The organism is Rhizobium laguerreae, from assembly GCF_002008165.1.
In the GTDB taxonomy this organism is placed as follows: domain Bacteria; phylum Pseudomonadota; class Alphaproteobacteria; order Rhizobiales; family Rhizobiaceae; genus Rhizobium; species Rhizobium laguerreae.
Window position 1 is genome coordinate 584,988 of record NZ_MRDM01000014.1, and the last position, 16,388, is coordinate 601,375.

The window sequence follows — 16,388 nt, forward strand, 5'->3', positions numbered from 1 at the left end:
TGAACCTTACGCCTTGGCAGAGATCGCGCTCAACTCCTCAAGATCGAGATCGCGTTCAAGCTCGTCCAAGGTTTCGTCGTCGATGTCGCCGGCGCGATGGAGGCGAATGAGCTCCCGGCGTCCCGTGGCAACCGCTTCGAGAACGACGTCGAAGTGAGCATGGAGCACCGGTTTGTAATGCTCCGTTCTCTCGGCATAGTCGACGATCACTGTCGCCCTGCGCTGGTATCGGTCCAGCAATTGCGGGTGGATAAGCTTTCCTTCCGCGTCGTATGCCAGGCTTTGGACGGTCTCGAGCTGCGCCTGCACCATGGCGACTTCGGCCTGGCTCATGGTCAGGCGCGCTCTTTCCGTCTCCGTCTCCACCAGCCGCGCCCAGGCAATCACCCGCCCCAATGTCGTGCCCTGCACGAGCACGGTACCGAGAATGACGGCGAAGGATGTGGCGAGGATGAAGTCACGGCCCGGGAACCCCTCGGGCAGGCTGAGCGCCAAAGCGAGCGTGATCACGCCGCGCACGCCTGCCCAGCTGAGAACCGTCGCGCCGCCGACGCCGAGCGGCCGAGTTCGCATCACCCCCAGGGCTGCACAGAAGCTGATGACGAGATCGGAGGCGAAGACCCAGACAAAACGCGCCACCACGAGCGTGACGAGGATCGCCAGCATCGGCAGTCCCATCGTCGCGATCACCGTGGTCAAGCCGCCGCCGCGTTCGACGACATCCCGCAGCGACAGGCCGATCAAGGTGAAAACCGAAGCTTCCATCAGGAAGATCATCACCGTCCAGAACGACGTGCCGCGCATCCGCGTTGCGGCCGAAAATACGGTGTGCTGGTGCCAGGAAGCGATCAGGCCGGTGGTGACGGTGGCGATGACGCCGGAAACATGCAGCAGCTCTCCGAGCAGATAGGAAATCCAGCCGAGCAGCACCGTGGCTGCGATGATCAGATATTCGTCACCGAGACGCCGGACGAGTTTGACCCATGCCGTTCCCACAACGACGCCGACGACGGCGCCGCCGAGTGCCAGCACGAAGAAGCTGCCGATCGCCTCTCCCGCGCTGAAGGCTCCTGTTGCGGCAGCGGCAACGGCAAAACGGAAGAGAACCAGACCGCTCGCATCGTTGAGCAGGCTCTCGCCTTCCAAAAGAATCTGCAGCCGCCGCGGCAGCCTGACTCGCTCGAGCACGGCGCGCGCCGAGACCGCGTCCGGCGGTGCAACGATCGCACCAAGGGCTGCGCAGGCGGCCCAGGGAAGCGATGGAAAGATAAGATGGGCCACGACGGCCACCACCGCGCAGGTGAATAACACAGCGCCGACGGCCAGCGAGGCAATGCCGATCATATGGCGCCGCAACCGCGCCAGCGCGATGGCCCAGGCGCCGTCCATCAGGAGTGGCGGCAGGAAGATGACGAGCACCAGTTCCGGATCGACTGATATCGCCGGCAACCCCGGCACGAACGCCAGCAAGGCGCCACCGGCCAGCAGCGCGACGGACGGCGGCAGTCCGAGCCTGTGGGCGGCATAGTGCAGCGCGATGATCGCAAGAAACATCGCGATGACGAGCTCGAATAAGTGGGTTGGTTCCATATGGCTCTGCCCTGACTCGGAATCGAATTTTGGATGCCTACTGCATAGTTAAAGCGGAATCGATTCATGGATAAAATTATTCGGTAATTCAATGCTTTACAGCGTCTTTTAGGTGACCGGAGCCCAATGGGTGCTTCGGAGCAACCGTCCATTGGCTAACATCGGCAGAATACACTTTCCCGTCAATCCGCCTGCAAACAGGAGTGGCTGCTTCGGGACCCACCTGGCGTCTCGGCGGCATTGCAGAATGATCTCGTTGCCGTCGATCATTGCCTGGATTTAATTGGAATTTCCTGCGCATCCTCCTTAAATCCTGCGACTTGAGGCAGAGGAAGACAGATGAAGAGGCGGACTCTTGTGCTTGGCGGTGCGGCCATTGTCGCATCATCCGTGGCTGCGGTGGCAATCTGGCCGCGGCGGCATGTCGTTGTTGCCGCCAGGACATTCGACTGGAAGGGAACGGATTTCGTAAGCGGCGGCACAAAATCGGTTACCTTGGAAAAGCTGCCAGAGCCGCTCTTCCGTACCAGTCCGAATTGTGTCGTGACCGTCGCCCAGGCCCTTGGCCCCTGCCATGTCAACAATGTCCCGGCTCGTCAGGACGTTTCGGAAGGAAAGGCCGGGCTGCCTTTGCGGTTGGCCGTTCGGATCGTCCACGCGGCCGATTGCCGGCCGGTCGAAAATGCTGATATCGAAATCTGGCATACCGATCACCGCGGCATCTATTCCGGCCGCGAGGCTGCGGAGATGTGCACCTTCGGCGATGCCGAGGCGATCAGCGGGCTCGCCTTTCGCGGCCGCCAGCTGACGGATGCCACGGGGCAGGCAAGCTTCTTGACGGCCTATCCCGGATGGTATAAGGGCCGCACGCCGCACGTTCACTGCCGCATCCTCGCCGAGGGCAAGGAGCTTCTCGTCAGCCAGATCTATTTCGACGATGTGCTGAGCGATATCATCTATGGCGAGCATCCCGACTATCTCGGGCGCCCTGCCCGCGATACGCGCAACGACGAGGACGGCCTCTTCCCGGAGGATGCGGCCGACCACATGTTCGATTTCGAAAAGCTCGACGGCGGCGTGCTATCCGCCACCATCACGATCGGTCTCTCTTCCTGAGGGGAGCTGCGGGATTTCCGTACCCTTGACCACGACGACCTCTCCGGCCGTGGAACCCGACACGAGGAAAACGTCAAGGTCGGCATGTCGGTCGGGGGCCTATATGCCCGCATACCATTCATAACCGCGATCCTCCCAGAAGCCGCCATTGCCGCCGTAGAGCTGGCCGAGATCGGCGACGGCTTCGATGCCGGTCAGGTATTTTGCCTGCTTGTAGCCGAGCTGGCGCTCGACCCGGAGCCGGAGTGGCGCGCCATGGGCCACTTCGAGATCGCGGCCGTTCATGCTGTGGGCAAGGATCGTCTGGGGGTGAAACGCATCGACGAGATCGATGCTTTCGTAATACCAGCCGCTGCCGTCGAGCGTCTTTTCATATTCGTCGGCGCAGTGGAAGACGATGTAGCGGGCTTCGGGTTTCAGACCGGCCGTCTGAAGCAACGCACCAAGCGGCACGCCGGTCCATTTGCCGATCGCGCTCCAGCCCTCGACGCAGTCATGCCTTGTGATCTGCGTGCGGGCCGGCAGGGATTTCAGCTCGGCCAGCGACAATTGCATCGGCTTGTCGACCAGCCCGCCGACCTCGAGCTTCCAGCCCGAAAACCGCTGGTTCATCCAGTCGATATAGCGGGCATTGTCGGGCATGCTCGTGCCGTTGGCGCGGAAGGTCGGCGAGATATCGGCTTCGGTGAACTCGCGGGCGAGTGCGTCGTCACCGAGCAGGAAGCGCTGCGTCTTCATGCTGAAGCCTTCGGCGATCTTCAACACCGATTTCGTCCGATCGTTTTCGACGAGGGCATCGCAGCCGGCAAGCCCCAGCGCCGATGCCGTCATGGTCGCGCCGATCAGGAAGCGACGTCTGGTGATGATGCGGCTCATGACTTTCCTCCCTGCCCGATGTCGTAATAACCGGTGACCATCGAGCGCAGATTGTTGAACACGCCCGAGACCAGCACCATCGCCACATGCACGGCGACGAAGGCGACGAGCGAGAAGGCGGTCAGAAATGCAGTGTGCGGGCCGATTGTCGGCCGCCGAACAGATCGAGCAGCCAAGGGGCGACCGCATTGAAGCCCGGCGACATGGTAAGCCCCGTCCCGATCATCAGCGGCAGCAGCACGAAGATCACGGCGAGATAGGCGAGTTTCTGCAGCGTATTATAGTGGCGAGCCTCGGCCCCCTTGGGAAAGCGCAGCCGGGCGTGATTGACGATCTCGTGACCGAGATGCGAAGGCTTCAGCTCTTCGGCCGCCGGCAGCAGATCGCGGCGGAAATGCCGGCTGACGAAACCATAGGCGAGATAGATGAAGCCGTTGATGACGAACAGCCAGGCAAAGAAGAAATGCCAGCGCCGGCCGGATGCCAGATCCTGGTAGCTCGGCAAGGTCAGCCAGTTCGGAAAACCGCGCACAGCAGCCTCGCCGTCGACATTCGAAACCCCGAGAATGCCCGTCGTGTCGAAGCTCAATCCGCCGATGCGCGTCACGCCCTTCAGCACATCGCCTTCCTGTTCCGCCTCCATGGAAATGAAGGACGGATCGTCGTCGGCGCCATACTGACCCCAATAGAGCGCCGGATGGGCGTTGAATATCTGCAGGCCGCTATACAGCAGCACCGTCATGCACAGCACATTCACCCAATGCGACAGGCGCACCAGCAGGCCATGGCGGTAGAAGAGCGCGCGTCCGCTCGCCATGCCGGCATCGGTCGTGGCCATTGTAGTTCCTCCGGATCGACATGAAAGGTCTTTGCGAGAAAGGACGCGGCCGCCGGCGATAAAGTTTCAGCGGCCGCGGCTAAACTTACTTCATCGCGTCGCAGGCCTTCATCATCGTGTCCTTCTTCATCGTGTCCTTCTCCATGCCGGCATTGTGCATGCAGTCGGCCTTGGTGCTGCCGGTCGCCATTGCATCCTCGGACATGGCGTCCTTCGACCTAGTGTCGGTCTTCCTGCTGTCTTTCTTCATGGCATCGCTTTGAGCGCTGGCGGCGCCGGCAAGCGACAGGCCGATGACGAATGTGCAGGCGGCAAGGCTGGAAAGGATCTTGGTCATGAGGATCTTCTCGGATCGATTGACATGTCCGCCGGCACCCGCCGACGGCTCACAGTCCTGAATTCGATCCCCTTGCGAAGGCGGTTACAGCCTCACGCTTATGTGATAGCGCTACAGCGCCCTTTGCGTCTTTTGGAGACGCGCAAAGGACGCTGTACACTTCGAATTGCCGCCGGAAGATTTTTGAACCCGCCTGTAACCAAAGCGTCATCCACCCGAATGATATTGCAGACGACATGACGAGCGCCCATTCGGAACAAGCACTGAAGATGCTGATGCTTCTTTCCCTCGATGGGGACGAGGCAGCCTACCGGCGTCTGCTCGTGACGTTGCGAACCCTGCTCGTCGGTTATTATGGCGGGCGGATCGGCACGACCGCGAAATCCGACACGGAAGATCTCGTGCAGGAGACGTTGCTGGCGCTGCATTCGCGCCGGGCGACCTATGACAGGGAGCGGCCGTTCACCGCGTGGTTCTTCTCGATTGCCCGCTACAAGCTGATCGACCACCACCGAAAGCATGGCGGCCGGTACAAGGCGGAGATGGAGCTGGACGAGGAGATCGAAGGCGACTTCAGGGAGGATGCGATTGCAGCGCGCATGGATGTCGAACGGCTGTTGAACGGCCTGCCGCAGCACCAGCAGGAGCTGATCCGTCAGGTCAAGCTTGAGGGGCAGTCGGTGGCCGACACTGCAAGCCGCACCGGACAGTCGGAATCGGCGGTTAAGGTCGGCGTTCACAGGGGCATCAAGGCGCTGGCGGCAAGATTGCGAGGTGGAATGTGAGAGAGACTGAGGACGTGATCGACAGCCTTGTCCGAGATCTGAAGCCGGTGCCGAAACATGCGCTCGAACGCCGCTTCACGCTCGCCGTCCTGCCGGCCTTGGCAGTCTCGCTGCTGCTGATGCTTATCGTCCTCGGCCTTCGTACCGATATGGCGCAGGCGCTGATGCTGCCGGCCTTCTGGATCAAGTCCGCCTACAATGCCTTGCTTGCAATCGCCGCCTTCGCAGCCGTTTACCGCCTGTCCCGGCCGGATGGCTCGGAGGGCCGCTTTTTCGGGATTGCCGCGGCCATCATACTCGCCCTCGCCGTCATGGCGGTCATCCAGCTCGCTTCGTCGCCGGCTGCAAACTATCCCGTGCTGGTGCTCGGTTCCTCCGCCCTGCATTGCCCGCTGCTGATCTTTGCCTTTGCCATACCGATCCTGATCGCAAATACCTGGGTTCTCCGTGGCAGCGCCCCGAGCAACCTCGGCTTCACAGGCTTCATCGCCGGCATTGCCGCCGGCGCATCCGGTGCCTGGGTCTATTCCTGGTTCTGCACGGAAAACGGTCTGCCCTTTGTCACCCTCTGGTATTCGCTCGGCATCCTCTTGACCGGCGCAATCGGCGCGCTGCTCGGCCCCCGCCTCCTGCGCTGGTAGCACCGGCTGTTTGCGGCCTGCGCCACTAGAGCCTTTCCGGGTTAGATTGAAGCATTCTGTTGGCTCAAACGGAGTCGGATGGTCGACCGGCCGGCGCGTGTCGTAGCCCGGCTCTACGGCCAAGCCGGCCGGTCGATCACCCGGCCCGTTTCAGCCAACCCGAAGGGCCGGGCATCTTTCCGCCAGGACAAAGGCGATCGGCTCGCACGTACCTTGGGGTATGCCCTTCGCCAATCGCCATTGTCCTGACGAAAATCTGCTCCGGCAGAATGCTTCAATCTAACCCGGAAAGGCTCTAATCCTTCTTCCGGCATGAAACCAGATGCAGCATTCCTGCGTACTACTCGGGGGGTGAGTCTTGCGTACCCCCTGGATCGGAAACCACAGGCAGCGAGGAATGACGGCATGGTCAGGAAAGAAGGCGTAGCCCACCTCACCCGGCAAGCCGCGGAACAGGGGCTGGCCAGGCTGATGATGAGGCTGCCTGCGACGCGGGCAACGATCAGAGCAGTTGCGGCGAGCCAGCCCCATTTTTATGAATTATGCGGCGCCTACGGCGAAGCCTGCGCCGTCCTCGATCGCATGCGCCGGGATAGATCGGCCGATCCCGCAATCATCACCGAATACGAGATCATCTGCGCGGAAATCGAAGTCGATGTCATCAGGATCCTGCTCGGCGATCAATGAGACTTCGCAAGTACTGGACGGACTGCCGCCGCGATAATGCAACGCCATTTGCCGCCGGCATCCCTATCAGCTCAGCAGGTCATCCACATGGATGGAGACGCTCAGCGTATCCGTGTCGAAATGCAGCGAAGTCCCGTCGGAGATCTTGTAATGGAAGGTGTCGCTGACATCTCCCCTGAGCCCGGCGAGCTTTGCCGCGTCGGCCGTATAGGTGTAATCGCCGTCACTGTCGACATGGATTGTACCGTATCGGCCGGTCAGCGTTACGCCGTCCTTGTCGACGAATTCGCCCTCGAAACGGCGAAGCAGCAGGTTTCCATTGGCCGAGCTGTCGTTTTCGAGGAGATTGCCGTAATGGGCGCCATCCAGATCGGAGACGTTCAGGCTGTCATGGGTTGCGACAATGGCAGGCGCCGTGTCCGTGTGCGTCGTATCGCCGACCGCGAGACTATCGCTGCTCGCCAGCATCGACGCCTGGGCCTCATCGAGCGTCGTGTTGTTGCTGACGGGAAAGGTGTTCGCGGCGATGATAGTGGGAGAGATGCTGTATGGCCTGACATCGCTGGCGATGACATTGTCGTGGAAGGAGCCGGATGCCGGCCTGTCGACCTTCAGCGCTGCCTGCGACAGATCGTCAAAGACGTTGCTGTGGATCTCGATGCCCTCGCGAATGTAACTGGTTGTGCCGGAGGCGCTGACCACCACGCCCCATACACCATCGTGGATGTAATTGCCTGAAATGTCGTAGTCCCGCGTATTGCCCTGGTCGCCGAGACCGATGGCATAGGACCAACTGTAGCCGCCATAACCTGAAATATCGTTGTCGTGAATAGCGATGTTGGTGCCGGCTTGGGCGCCGATCCCGAAGCCACCGCCGATGATCGCGTTGTCCTCGACCAAGGCATTCACGGTCCGAACGAGCGCGATGACACCCTTCGGCGTAGCTGCCCCCGTCTGGTCGAGATAATTGCCGCTGATCACGATATTGCTGCTGTCGTTCATCTGGACGGCATCCGCCGCCGTGCCGTGGGCGTTCGTGACGGTGTTGTTGAGAAAATTGACGCCGTTGACTTTTTCGATCCAGACGCCGTCGCCGTTCACGTCGTTGATCGTGCTGTTTTCGATGGTGATGTTGGAGCCGGTCCGGAAGGTGATGGAACCCGACTTGCCCGCCAAGCCGGTGTGATCGACCTCGACGTTGCGGACCGTCCAGTTCGAAACATACCCAGCATAGATGGCCGCGCCGCCGGTATCCGAGATCTTGAGGTTCTCGATGACGATGTTCGATGCATAGAGGCTGTGAATGCCATCATTGGGGCTATGGATGACCGGCGCATCGCCGACACCATAACTGCCGATCGTAATCGGAGCCGCAACGCTGCCGGAGTATTTAAGGTCGAGCTGGTCGTTGAACACGCTTCCGGCGGCGAGCAGCACGCTGTCGCCCGGCTGTAGCTTCAAGTTTTCCACCGCCCAGAACGATGCAAACGGCGTGGCCTCGCTCGTTCCGCTGTTGCTGTTGGAGCCTATTGCTGGATTCACATAATAAATTGCCATATCGCCTTGTTCTCGAATTGCCCGCGCAGCCATCTGAATCGGCTGCGACGCGTGGATCGGATGCGGTCGGGGCTAAAGGCCATGTCAAAAGGCCTTCGATATTGCCCTCACGACGGTTGGCAGACCTGTGGCCCTGCCTTGGTCCCGAGAACGCCTGGCGGAGGCGTATCCTGGAAATGACAACTTATACGGAAACAATCTACTAAAAAGCGACCGAAAGGTGAATGAACGATAATCGTACGCTCGGCGACGTATGGTCGCAGAGGTGAAATGTCCCGTTTCAGGTCAGTCGCAAGCCGGAAAGGTTGGGGCCGCATTGCAGCCCCTTACCCTCACCCGGCGGCAACCGGATGAGGGTGCTGTGGGAGCCATTTGGTGGCGAGAGCAACGCTTCCCCCAGGGGAGCCACGCCTCCCCGGAAGGAACGCCTCCCGGCATAGCGCCGGCTCCCGGCACACTCACCTCAGCTCAGCAAGCCATCCATATGGATGAAGACGGTCAGCGTATCCCCGTCGCTATGATGCGAGCTTCCATCGTTGATCCCGTAGCTGAACGACTCGCTCACATGTCCGCTACGGTCAGGGAGTTTCGTTTCATCGAGCGTGTAGGCATAATTGCCTTCCCGGTCGACGTGGATCTGACCATATTCCCCGGTCAGCGTCAGGCCGTGCTTGCCGACGGTTTCGTCGCCGAAGCGGCGCAGCACCAGGGTGTCGTTATCCGAGCTATCGTTTTCGAGGAGATTGCCGCGATGGCCGTCGCCCGTATCGGTGAAAATCTTCAAATTGTCATGGACGGCGGCAACCGCCGGATCCGCGGAGGCCTCCATGACTGCCGCGGTCTTCGCAACCGGGCTTGCCAGCGCCGTCTCGACATTGGCGACCGTATGATTGCCTTTGACCGTGAAGGTATGCGCATCGGCAATGGCCGGCGATATGCTGGTGGCCTTGGTGCCGGTCTCGATCGTATTGTTGTAGAAGGAGCCGGATGCCGGCCTGTCGACCTTCAGCGCCGCCTGCGAGAGGTCGTCGAAGACGTTGTCGTGGACCTTGATATTCGTGCGGCTATAGCTGGCGCCGCTGGGGCCACTGACGGCAACGCCCCATGCGCCGTCATGAATATGGTTGCCTGAAATATCATAGTCCCGCGCATTGCCCTGGTCGCCGAGACCGACGGCGAAGGACCAGCTGTAACCGTGATATCCGGATATGTCGTTGTCGCGGATGGCGACGTTCTTGCCAGCGGGCGCGCTGATACCGAAGCCGCCGCCGGTGAGCACATTATCCTCGACCACGGCATTCGTTGCCCGCACCAGTGCTATCACTCCCTTCGGAGTGCTGGCGTCGGTCTGGTCGAGATGATTGCCCTTGATCAGAATATTGCTGCTGTCATTCACTTGCACGGCATCGGCCGTCGAGCCGTTCGCGCTGGTGACGGTGTTGTTGAGAAGCTTGACGCCGTCGACCTTCTCGATCCAGAAGCCGTCGCCTTTGACGCCCGATATCTTGCTGTCTTCGACCGTGACGTTCTTGCTGCTCCGGAAGGTGACGGCGCCTGCGTTTTCCGACAATCCCGTCTTGGCGATCTCGACGTCGCGGACCGTCCAGTTCGTAACACTGCCGCCATAGATGCCCGAACCACCGGTATTCGATATCTTCAGGTTCTCGATGACGATGTTCGAGGCATAGAGACTGTGGACGCCGTCGCCGCTGCTGTGGATGACGGGTGCCGCACCCGTCCCGTAACTGCCGATCTTGATCGGCGCACTCTCACTGCCGGAATATTTGATATCGAACTGCTCGTTGAACACGCTTCCTTTGGCAAGAAGCACGCTGTCGCCGGGTTTCAGCTTCAAGGATTCCACTTTGGACAAAGTCGCAAAAGCCGAATTCTGGCCCGTTCCGCTGTTGCGGTCGGAGCCACTCGCTGAGTTCACATAGTAGACTGTCATATCGCCATGTTGCCCTATTCGTCGGATCGTTATGTCGCCGCGGGATCGTCCAGGATCGGCCGATCGGATGCGGCGGGGGCAAACCGGCCACGGCAAGAAGGCGATAAGATGTTGTCAATGCGGCAGCGGGCGGGTTCGCGCGCCTCCTTCCACAGGCAATTGCCTGGTGTGACAAAAGTTACAACTTGGGCCGAGAAATCGGCGACTTCGAGGTGAATAAATCGCGGCGTGTTTGCGCGAGGCACATGTCGCCTTCCGTCTATGCGCCATGTGATTCTTGCCTTCGCTTCGCTTGCGCTCAGGGGGTGAGAAGCGCCCGCGATGAACGCCTTGAGCGTAAGCGAAAGGCGCACTCCAAGGTGAAACCCTCCCCCTCGCCTCAAGGCCGAGGTCAGCGGCAACCATGTCGCAGCGATGGGCAGACCTCAGGCCCTACAGCGCCGCGCGTCTTTCAGACGCGCAAAGGACGCTGTAGCACTTTGAATTCTGCATAATTTTATCCTTAAATCGATCCCGATTTAAGGAATTATGCAGTAGCCGCTTCGGCCTTGATCTTCGGCTTCAGCAGGATGATGAGAAGCAAGCCGGCGATGATGAGTGCCGCGCCTTCGAGGTGATAGCGTTGCAACTGCTCGCCGAGGATCAGATAGGCGAGCACGGCGATGAAGATGGTCTGAATGTAGAGGAGGACGCCAGCCCGAGCCGCGCCCAGCGCCTCGATGCTGCGATTGAAGAGGTAGTACATGACCGCCCCGCCGGGGATCGCGACATAGGCGAGCGCGATGAGCCCGCTGCCGTTGAGCGTCGAGCGCTCGTCTGAGAATAGCTCGAACAGGTAGAAGGGCAGCGCCGTCAGCACCGCCGCACCGAGCAGCAGCACCAGGAGCGCAAGGCGATTCATGTCGAATTTCGCGCGGCGGAGCAGGACGGTATAAAGACTGAAACAGAACGCGCCGGCGACGATCCACAGTTCACCCGGGTTGAAGTCGAGCCGCATCAGCGCGGCCGGACTGCCCTTGATGATGATGACCACGATCCCGAGAAAGGCCAGGATCGATCCGATCACCTGCCAGCGTCCCATCGGCTCGGCCAGCATCAAACGGGCAAGGATCATGGTGATGATCGGGATCAGGGCGATGATGATGCCGGCAGTGGTGGCATCGGCATGTTCGAGGCCGACAAAAATCATGCCCTGGCAGATCGCCAGTCCCACACCGCCAATGAGAAGCAGGTCGAGCGGGCGAGCCCACATCAGCGCGACCATCTCGCCAAAATGCCGGCGCGCGATCGGCATCAGGATCGCGAAGGCGATCAGCACGCGCCAGAAGCAGAGCGCCCAGGGCGGCATCTCGGTAGAAACCCATTTCGCCGCGATATAGACGCCGGCCGACAGCAGCCAGCAGAGAACGCCCACGGAATAGGCGGCGGCAAGCGAATTGCCTGCCGCCTGTTCCGTCGCGACAGTTTCGCGATGCACCGCCAATACATTCATTGCCATGGCTGAGTTATGCCACAGTTTCCATGGGCTGGACAGATGAGGCGGCGGCGCTCCGCCTGTTGCGGATGTCTCCTTCGGGCCGATCAGGACGGTCGCCGTGATGATGTGACCCGCCCGGAAGATTTAGACAGCCAGCCTCTACCCTCTCGCCCGCAAAGCCGAGGTCAGCGGCAGCCGTGTCGCCGCAAGTGCCGGCAACGCGCCGCCGATTATGCCGATGGCAAGTCCCAGCAGGCCGGCGGTGAGCGCGACGTCGGCGGTGACGTCGAGCTGGAAGGCCATCTTGGTATTGTTGGCGCCCATCGTGCTGCCCTGCCAGCCGTTGAAGGCGAGCCATGAGGCGAGGATGCCGAGGGCGGCGCCGGTGATCGCGAGAGCCACGGCCTCGACCCAGGTGGCAGTGAAGGCCGGCAGGCGGCCGAAGCCGAGCAGGCGGAGCGTGGCGATCTCGACGGTCCGGTCGGAGACTGAGCTCATCATCGTATTCAAAGCGCCGGCGGTTGCCCCGACCGCCATCAAGAGCGCCAGCGGCCAGCCGAACAGGCGGATGAGGCTCGCGGTACGCTCAGATTGCGCGGCATAGAGATCGGCCTCGGAGAGGGCGGTGAGCGGCGCACCGGGAAATGCGGAGAGATGCTCCTGCAACACAGGCAACCCGCCTGCCCCATCGAGACGCACGCGCAGGCTCTGCACCTGTCCCTGCCGGTCGAAGGCCGATTGCACCGCCTCCAGATCCGCCCAGATCTCGGATTCGAAGGCGCTGCCGCCAGAGGTGAAATGCCCGACGACCGTCCAGTCCACCGCACCGAGCCGCACCCTGTCGCCGATGGCGAAGCCGGAGAATTCATCGGCGATGCGGGCGCCGACGACAATCTCGCGGGCGCCCGGCGAAAACAGCCGCCCTTGGGACAGCGCGGCGCGGTCGCGCAGGCCGGGCCCGGCCGGGTCCATGCCCCGCAGCGACAGCGTTTGGTCCGCACCGTCGCTTGCCCTGATGACATCGACGGGAACGAAGATTTCGCGCGACAGCGCCAGGCCGCCGACGGGCGCCAAGCCGCCCGCGGCATTGCGCGCCACGCCGATATCGCCGGTCATGGCGGTCAGGCTGCGGATCGTCTCGGCCGGCACATCGGAACCGGTCTCCTGGTTGGTGCCGCCGCCGAGAATGACGGCGATGCCTGATGAACCCGCGCCTTGAAGGGTCGCCTCGAAGCCCCTGGCCATGGCGAGAAAACCCGCAAGCACCGCCACCACGAGCGCGACCGACAGCACCATCGACAGCGAGATCGCGAGCCGCCGCGGCAGGCTGCCGAGATTGACTCTGATCATGAGAAAGATCTGCTTGAGCGTTGATGACATTGGATTATCTCGATCTGAAGGCGTTGATGATGGGCAGGCGCATGGCGTTGACGGCAGGCAGCAAGCCGGTCAGGAGGCCGAGGGCGGCGATGATGGCGACGGATTTCGCCAGCACGGATGAGGTGAAGGCGAGGCCGAATTCCGGCCCGGCAAACAGCGTCGCGAGCTTGGCGAGAACGAGCCCGCCCGCCCCGCCGACGGCGAAGACGAACAGTGTCTCGCCGAGGATCAACGCAATGATCCGCCCCCTGGAAAAGCCGAGCACCTTCATGACACCGATCTCGAAGCTGCGCTCCCTCACGGCAAAGAGCATGGTGTTGACCACGATCATCAGGATCGTCACGAAGGCGGCGCCGACGACGAGGCTGACGATCAGGCCGATATCGGCGAACTGCCGCAAGAAAGCCTCGAGGAACTGCTTTTCCGATTGAGTGCGCGTCGGTGCCGCCGAATTGGCAAACAGCGCGTCGATCCTTGCCGCCAGCACGCCAGATGAAACGCCCGATCGCGGTCGCACCACGAAGCCATCGACTGTATCTTTGCCGCGGGCGCGCGCCGCATTGACGGCATCATAGCGGGCGATCATGAAATAGGTGTCGGTGCTGGCGTCGGCCCCTTCGAAGATGCCGGCGATCTCAAAACTCCAGTTGCGGCTGCCGTCCTCCCTTGTCAGGTGGCTGGTGACCCCGATGCGCTGGCCGGCCGACCAGCCCTGCGCCTCCGCCAGCGCCCGGCCGACCAGCACCCGGTCACGGCCCTCTTCCAGCGCTGATATCAGCTGCGGCGTCAGCCCGAGCTCGTCGCCATTGGCCGCGGCGATCAATCGTGGATCGACCGCGCTCGTCATCACGACATTCTTCTCGACATCGACGAAGCCCCGCATGCGCGTCATGTAGGCGACGGCGGCGACATCGCTATCGGCGGCGATCCTGTTGAGATAGGCAAGCGGCAGCGGCTGCGCCCGCCCCGATCTGTTGAAGACGCCGAGCAGCGTATCGCTCGCCCCGGCCGCCCCTTGCGAGCCGCTGAGGAAGCTCGCCGTCAGCCCATAGATCAGGAAGGCGACGCCGACCGAGAACATCAGAAGCGTCGCCCTCAGCGGCTTGCGCCAGGCATTGCGGCGCATCAGCTGGAAGAAGATCATTGGGCCAACCTTTCCTGCTCGACGAATTCGCCCTTGTTGAGATGCAGCGTGCGCCGGGCGAAGGAAGTGGCCTCGGGATCATGCGTGACCATGATGATGGTCTTCTGAAGCTCGCGATTGAGAAAGCCCAGAATCTCGAGGATATCATTGGCGGATTTCCGGTCGAGATCGCCGGTCGGTTCGTCGCAGAGCAAGAGGTCGGGGTCGCCGACGATGGCGCGGGCGATGCCGACGCGCTGCTGCTGCCCGCCGGACATGCTGGATGGAAACTGCCATTGCCGTCCGGAGAGGCCGACCAGATCCATCACGGTCTCGACGCGCGCCCGCCGCTCCTTGCGCTTGAGCGGCTTCAACAGCAGCGGCAGCTCGATATTCTCGCTCGCATTCAGCATCGGCAGCAAATTGTAGAACTGGAAGACGATGCCCATGCTGTGTGCCCGCCAGGCGGCTCTGGCGCCTTCGCCCATCTGCTCGAGATGGCTGCGGCCGATCCTGATCTCCCCTCCGTCGGGGCTGTCGATGCCGCCGAGCATGTTGAGCAGCGTCGATTTCCCCGAGCCCGACGGGCCCATGACGGCGACGAAATCGCCGCGTGCTATGGAAAGGTCGAGGCCGGAAAAGATCGGGATCGTCTCCGAGCCGATCCTGAATGCCTTCCTGACGCCGCGAAGCGCGATATAGGGTTCTTGAGTGTCGGTCATCGCTCTGCTCCTTGCTGATGGTCTGTGTTATCCCCGGCCTCACCCACCAGAAGGCGGATGCGCGCGGCCATGGCGGGGCGCATGTCTGACGGCGGCGAGGAAAGTGACAGGCGAAGCGTCACCGTCCCCTTCTCCCGCGAAATCATCGGCGCAATCTTCGATACCTCGACCGCAAAGGGCCGGTCGGGAAAGCCGTCGAGCACCGCCTCGCCACGCAAGCCTGGCCGCATCAAGGCGATATTCGCCTCGGCCACATCGGCATCGATGACCACGGTTGCCATGTCGGCAATCGCAAGCAGGCTTTCATTCTCCCGGACGCTGTCCTCTCTCGACAGCACGGTGTTGCCGACATGCGCGGTAAGCCGGGTGACGGTGCCTGATATCGGCGCCCGGATGGTCAGCGCTTCCACTTGCTCGCGAGCCCTGTCGATATCGAGATCGGCCTTGGCCACGTCCTGCCGTGCCTGCAGGGCGGCATTCTCGGCAGTGTCGAACGCCGTCTTCGCCTCCTCCAGCGTCTGCGCCGACATCGCATCGCGCCCGGCCAGCCGCTCGGTGCGCGTGAGGGAAGACCGCGCCTGCGCCAATTCAATAGTCTTCGCCGTCAGCGCCAACTCCGCCGACTGCCGGGCGATCTCGGCGCCTTGAAGTGCAAAGCGGGCGCCGGCATCATCGAGCCGCACCAGCACCTGCCCCGATACGACCCTGTCGCCCGCCTCAACCTCGACGGCAGCGATCCGACCTTCATATTTGGAGAAGATGGTGGCGATATCGGGGGCCACGACGTAGCCGGAGCCGGTGACTTCCCGGGACGGCAATGCCCTGTCCGCTGGGTTATTGGAGGGCGGAGCCCGGATAGGACCGGCGGCGGGCACGTCGCTTCCATTGACGGATATTGCGGCCTCTTCCTTGTCTAAGAGTCCCGCAAGCATAGTCTCGATGCACCCCAGCGTTTCGGGCCGATTGAGAAGCACCACCACAAGAGATGCCGTTGCGGCAAGGGCCAGCATCGCTCCGGGGATCACCCGCCGCCGGACATGGGGCTCCGGCGGTTCCGTCTTGAAGGCCGCGGGCTCGATCGAAAGTGATCTCAGCTTGGCGGCAAGGTCTCGGTCATGTTCTGATGTCGTGTTCATGCTGCCAGAATGACCAACGGCGACAAAACCGCGACCTCGAACGCGTTTCTGACAGTCCTCGATCGCGATTGTGTACTTGGCGCAGCAAGGCACCCGGGGTCAGCCCTCATGGTAAGGAGGCCCGAAGGGGGCCGTCTCGAACCACGAGGGCGGGTGATTGCGTGGGTACGGA

The 16,388-nt window shown here is 61.9% G+C and carries 14 protein-coding genes and 1 pseudogene; 4 read left to right on the plus strand and 11 right to left on the minus strand.

Going from position 1 to position 16,388, the window contains the following annotated elements:
- Positions 1-6: 6 nt before the first annotated feature.
- A complete protein-coding gene (locus BS630_RS18655) occupies positions 7-1,590 on the minus strand; it encodes a Na+/H+ antiporter (protein WP_077978570.1) in 1,584 nt (527 codons plus the stop codon).
- A gap of 339 nt (positions 1,591-1,929) precedes the next feature.
- On the opposite strand from BS630_RS18655, the gene BS630_RS18660 reads away from it, so the two are divergent.
- A complete protein-coding gene (locus tag BS630_RS18660) occupies positions 1,930-2,706 on the plus strand; it encodes a dioxygenase family protein (protein WP_077978571.1) in 777 nt (258 codons plus the stop codon).
- 99 nt (positions 2,707-2,805) lie between these two features.
- Here the strand turns inward: BS630_RS18660 and BS630_RS18665 are convergent, their stop codons facing one another.
- The 3 genes and pseudogenes from BS630_RS18665 to BS630_RS18675 form a co-directional block, all read right to left on the minus strand.
- Positions 2,806-3,582 (minus strand): molybdopterin-binding protein, encoded by a 777-nt coding sequence (locus BS630_RS18665; RefSeq protein ID WP_077978572.1) that lies wholly within the window; start codon positions 3,580-3,582, stop codon positions 2,806-2,808.
- Positions 3,579-4,420: pseudogene (locus tag BS630_RS18670) on the minus strand (cytochrome b/b6 domain-containing protein). The gene BS630_RS18665 and the pseudogene BS630_RS18670 overlap by 4 nt, the downstream one beginning before the upstream one ends.
- Before the next feature lie 85 nt (positions 4,421-4,505).
- On the minus strand, positions 4,506-4,757 hold the full coding sequence (locus BS630_RS18675; RefSeq protein ID WP_077978573.1) for a pentapeptide MXKDX repeat protein: 252 nt from the start codon (positions 4,755-4,757) through the stop codon (positions 4,506-4,508).
- A 236-nt stretch (positions 4,758-4,993) separates the two neighbouring features.
- Here BS630_RS18675 and BS630_RS18680 point away from each other — a divergent pair, with 236 nt between their 5' ends.
- The 3 genes from BS630_RS18680 (at position 4,994) to BS630_RS18700 (ending at position 6,870) form a co-directional block, all read left to right on the plus strand.
- Positions 4,994-5,542: a sigma-70 family RNA polymerase sigma factor gene (locus BS630_RS18680; protein WP_065280470.1), complete on the plus strand. Its 549-nt coding sequence runs from the start codon at positions 4,994-4,996 to the stop codon at positions 5,540-5,542.
- Positions 5,539-6,183: an NrsF family protein gene (locus BS630_RS18685; RefSeq protein ID WP_077978574.1), complete on the plus strand. Its 645-nt coding sequence runs from the start codon at positions 5,539-5,541 to the stop codon at positions 6,181-6,183. Before BS630_RS18680 ends, BS630_RS18685 begins: the two co-directional genes overlap by 4 nt.
- Before the next feature lie 405 nt (positions 6,184-6,588).
- Positions 6,589-6,870 carry a hypothetical protein gene (locus BS630_RS18700; protein ID WP_025395071.1) on the plus strand — a complete coding sequence of 94 codons (282 nt, stop codon included), beginning with the start codon at positions 6,589-6,591 and terminating at the stop codon, positions 6,868-6,870.
- Between the two features lie 66 nt (positions 6,871-6,936).
- On the opposite strand, the gene BS630_RS18705 is transcribed toward BS630_RS18700, so the two are convergent.
- The 7 genes from BS630_RS18705 to BS630_RS18740 form a co-directional block, all read right to left on the minus strand.
- A complete protein-coding gene (locus BS630_RS18705) occupies positions 6,937-8,427 on the minus strand; it encodes a right-handed parallel beta-helix repeat-containing protein (RefSeq protein WP_077978575.1) in 1,491 nt (496 codons plus the stop codon).
- Positions 8,428-8,890: 463 nt separating this feature from the next.
- Positions 8,891-10,378 (minus strand): right-handed parallel beta-helix repeat-containing protein, encoded by a 1,488-nt coding sequence (locus tag BS630_RS18710; RefSeq protein ID WP_077978576.1) that lies wholly within the window; start codon positions 10,376-10,378, stop codon positions 8,891-8,893.
- 526 nt (positions 10,379-10,904) lie between these two features.
- Positions 10,905-11,876 carry a DMT family transporter gene (locus BS630_RS18720; protein ID WP_077978577.1) on the minus strand — a complete coding sequence of 324 codons (972 nt, stop codon included), beginning with the start codon at positions 11,874-11,876 and terminating at the stop codon, positions 10,905-10,907.
- Positions 11,877-12,014: 138 nt separating this feature from the next.
- A complete protein-coding gene (locus tag BS630_RS18725; protein WP_077978578.1) occupies positions 12,015-13,235 on the minus strand; it encodes an ABC transporter permease in 1,221 nt (406 codons plus the stop codon).
- Between the two features lie 4 nt (positions 13,236-13,239).
- Positions 13,240-14,379 carry an ABC transporter permease gene (locus BS630_RS18730; RefSeq protein WP_077978579.1) on the minus strand — a complete coding sequence of 380 codons (1,140 nt, stop codon included), beginning with the start codon at positions 14,377-14,379 and terminating at the stop codon, positions 13,240-13,242.
- The gene (locus tag BS630_RS18735) at positions 14,376-15,080 is read right to left on the minus strand and encodes an ABC transporter ATP-binding protein (protein WP_077978580.1); all 705 of its coding nucleotides are present in this window, start codon (positions 15,078-15,080) and stop codon (positions 14,376-14,378) included. Before BS630_RS18735 ends, BS630_RS18730 begins: the two co-directional genes overlap by 4 nt.
- Positions 15,077-16,309 carry an efflux RND transporter periplasmic adaptor subunit gene (locus tag BS630_RS18740; protein WP_077978581.1) on the minus strand — a complete coding sequence of 411 codons (1,233 nt, stop codon included), beginning with the start codon at positions 16,307-16,309 and terminating at the stop codon, positions 15,077-15,079. Before BS630_RS18740 ends, BS630_RS18735 begins: the two co-directional genes overlap by 4 nt.
- Positions 16,310-16,388: the final 79 nt, after the last annotated feature.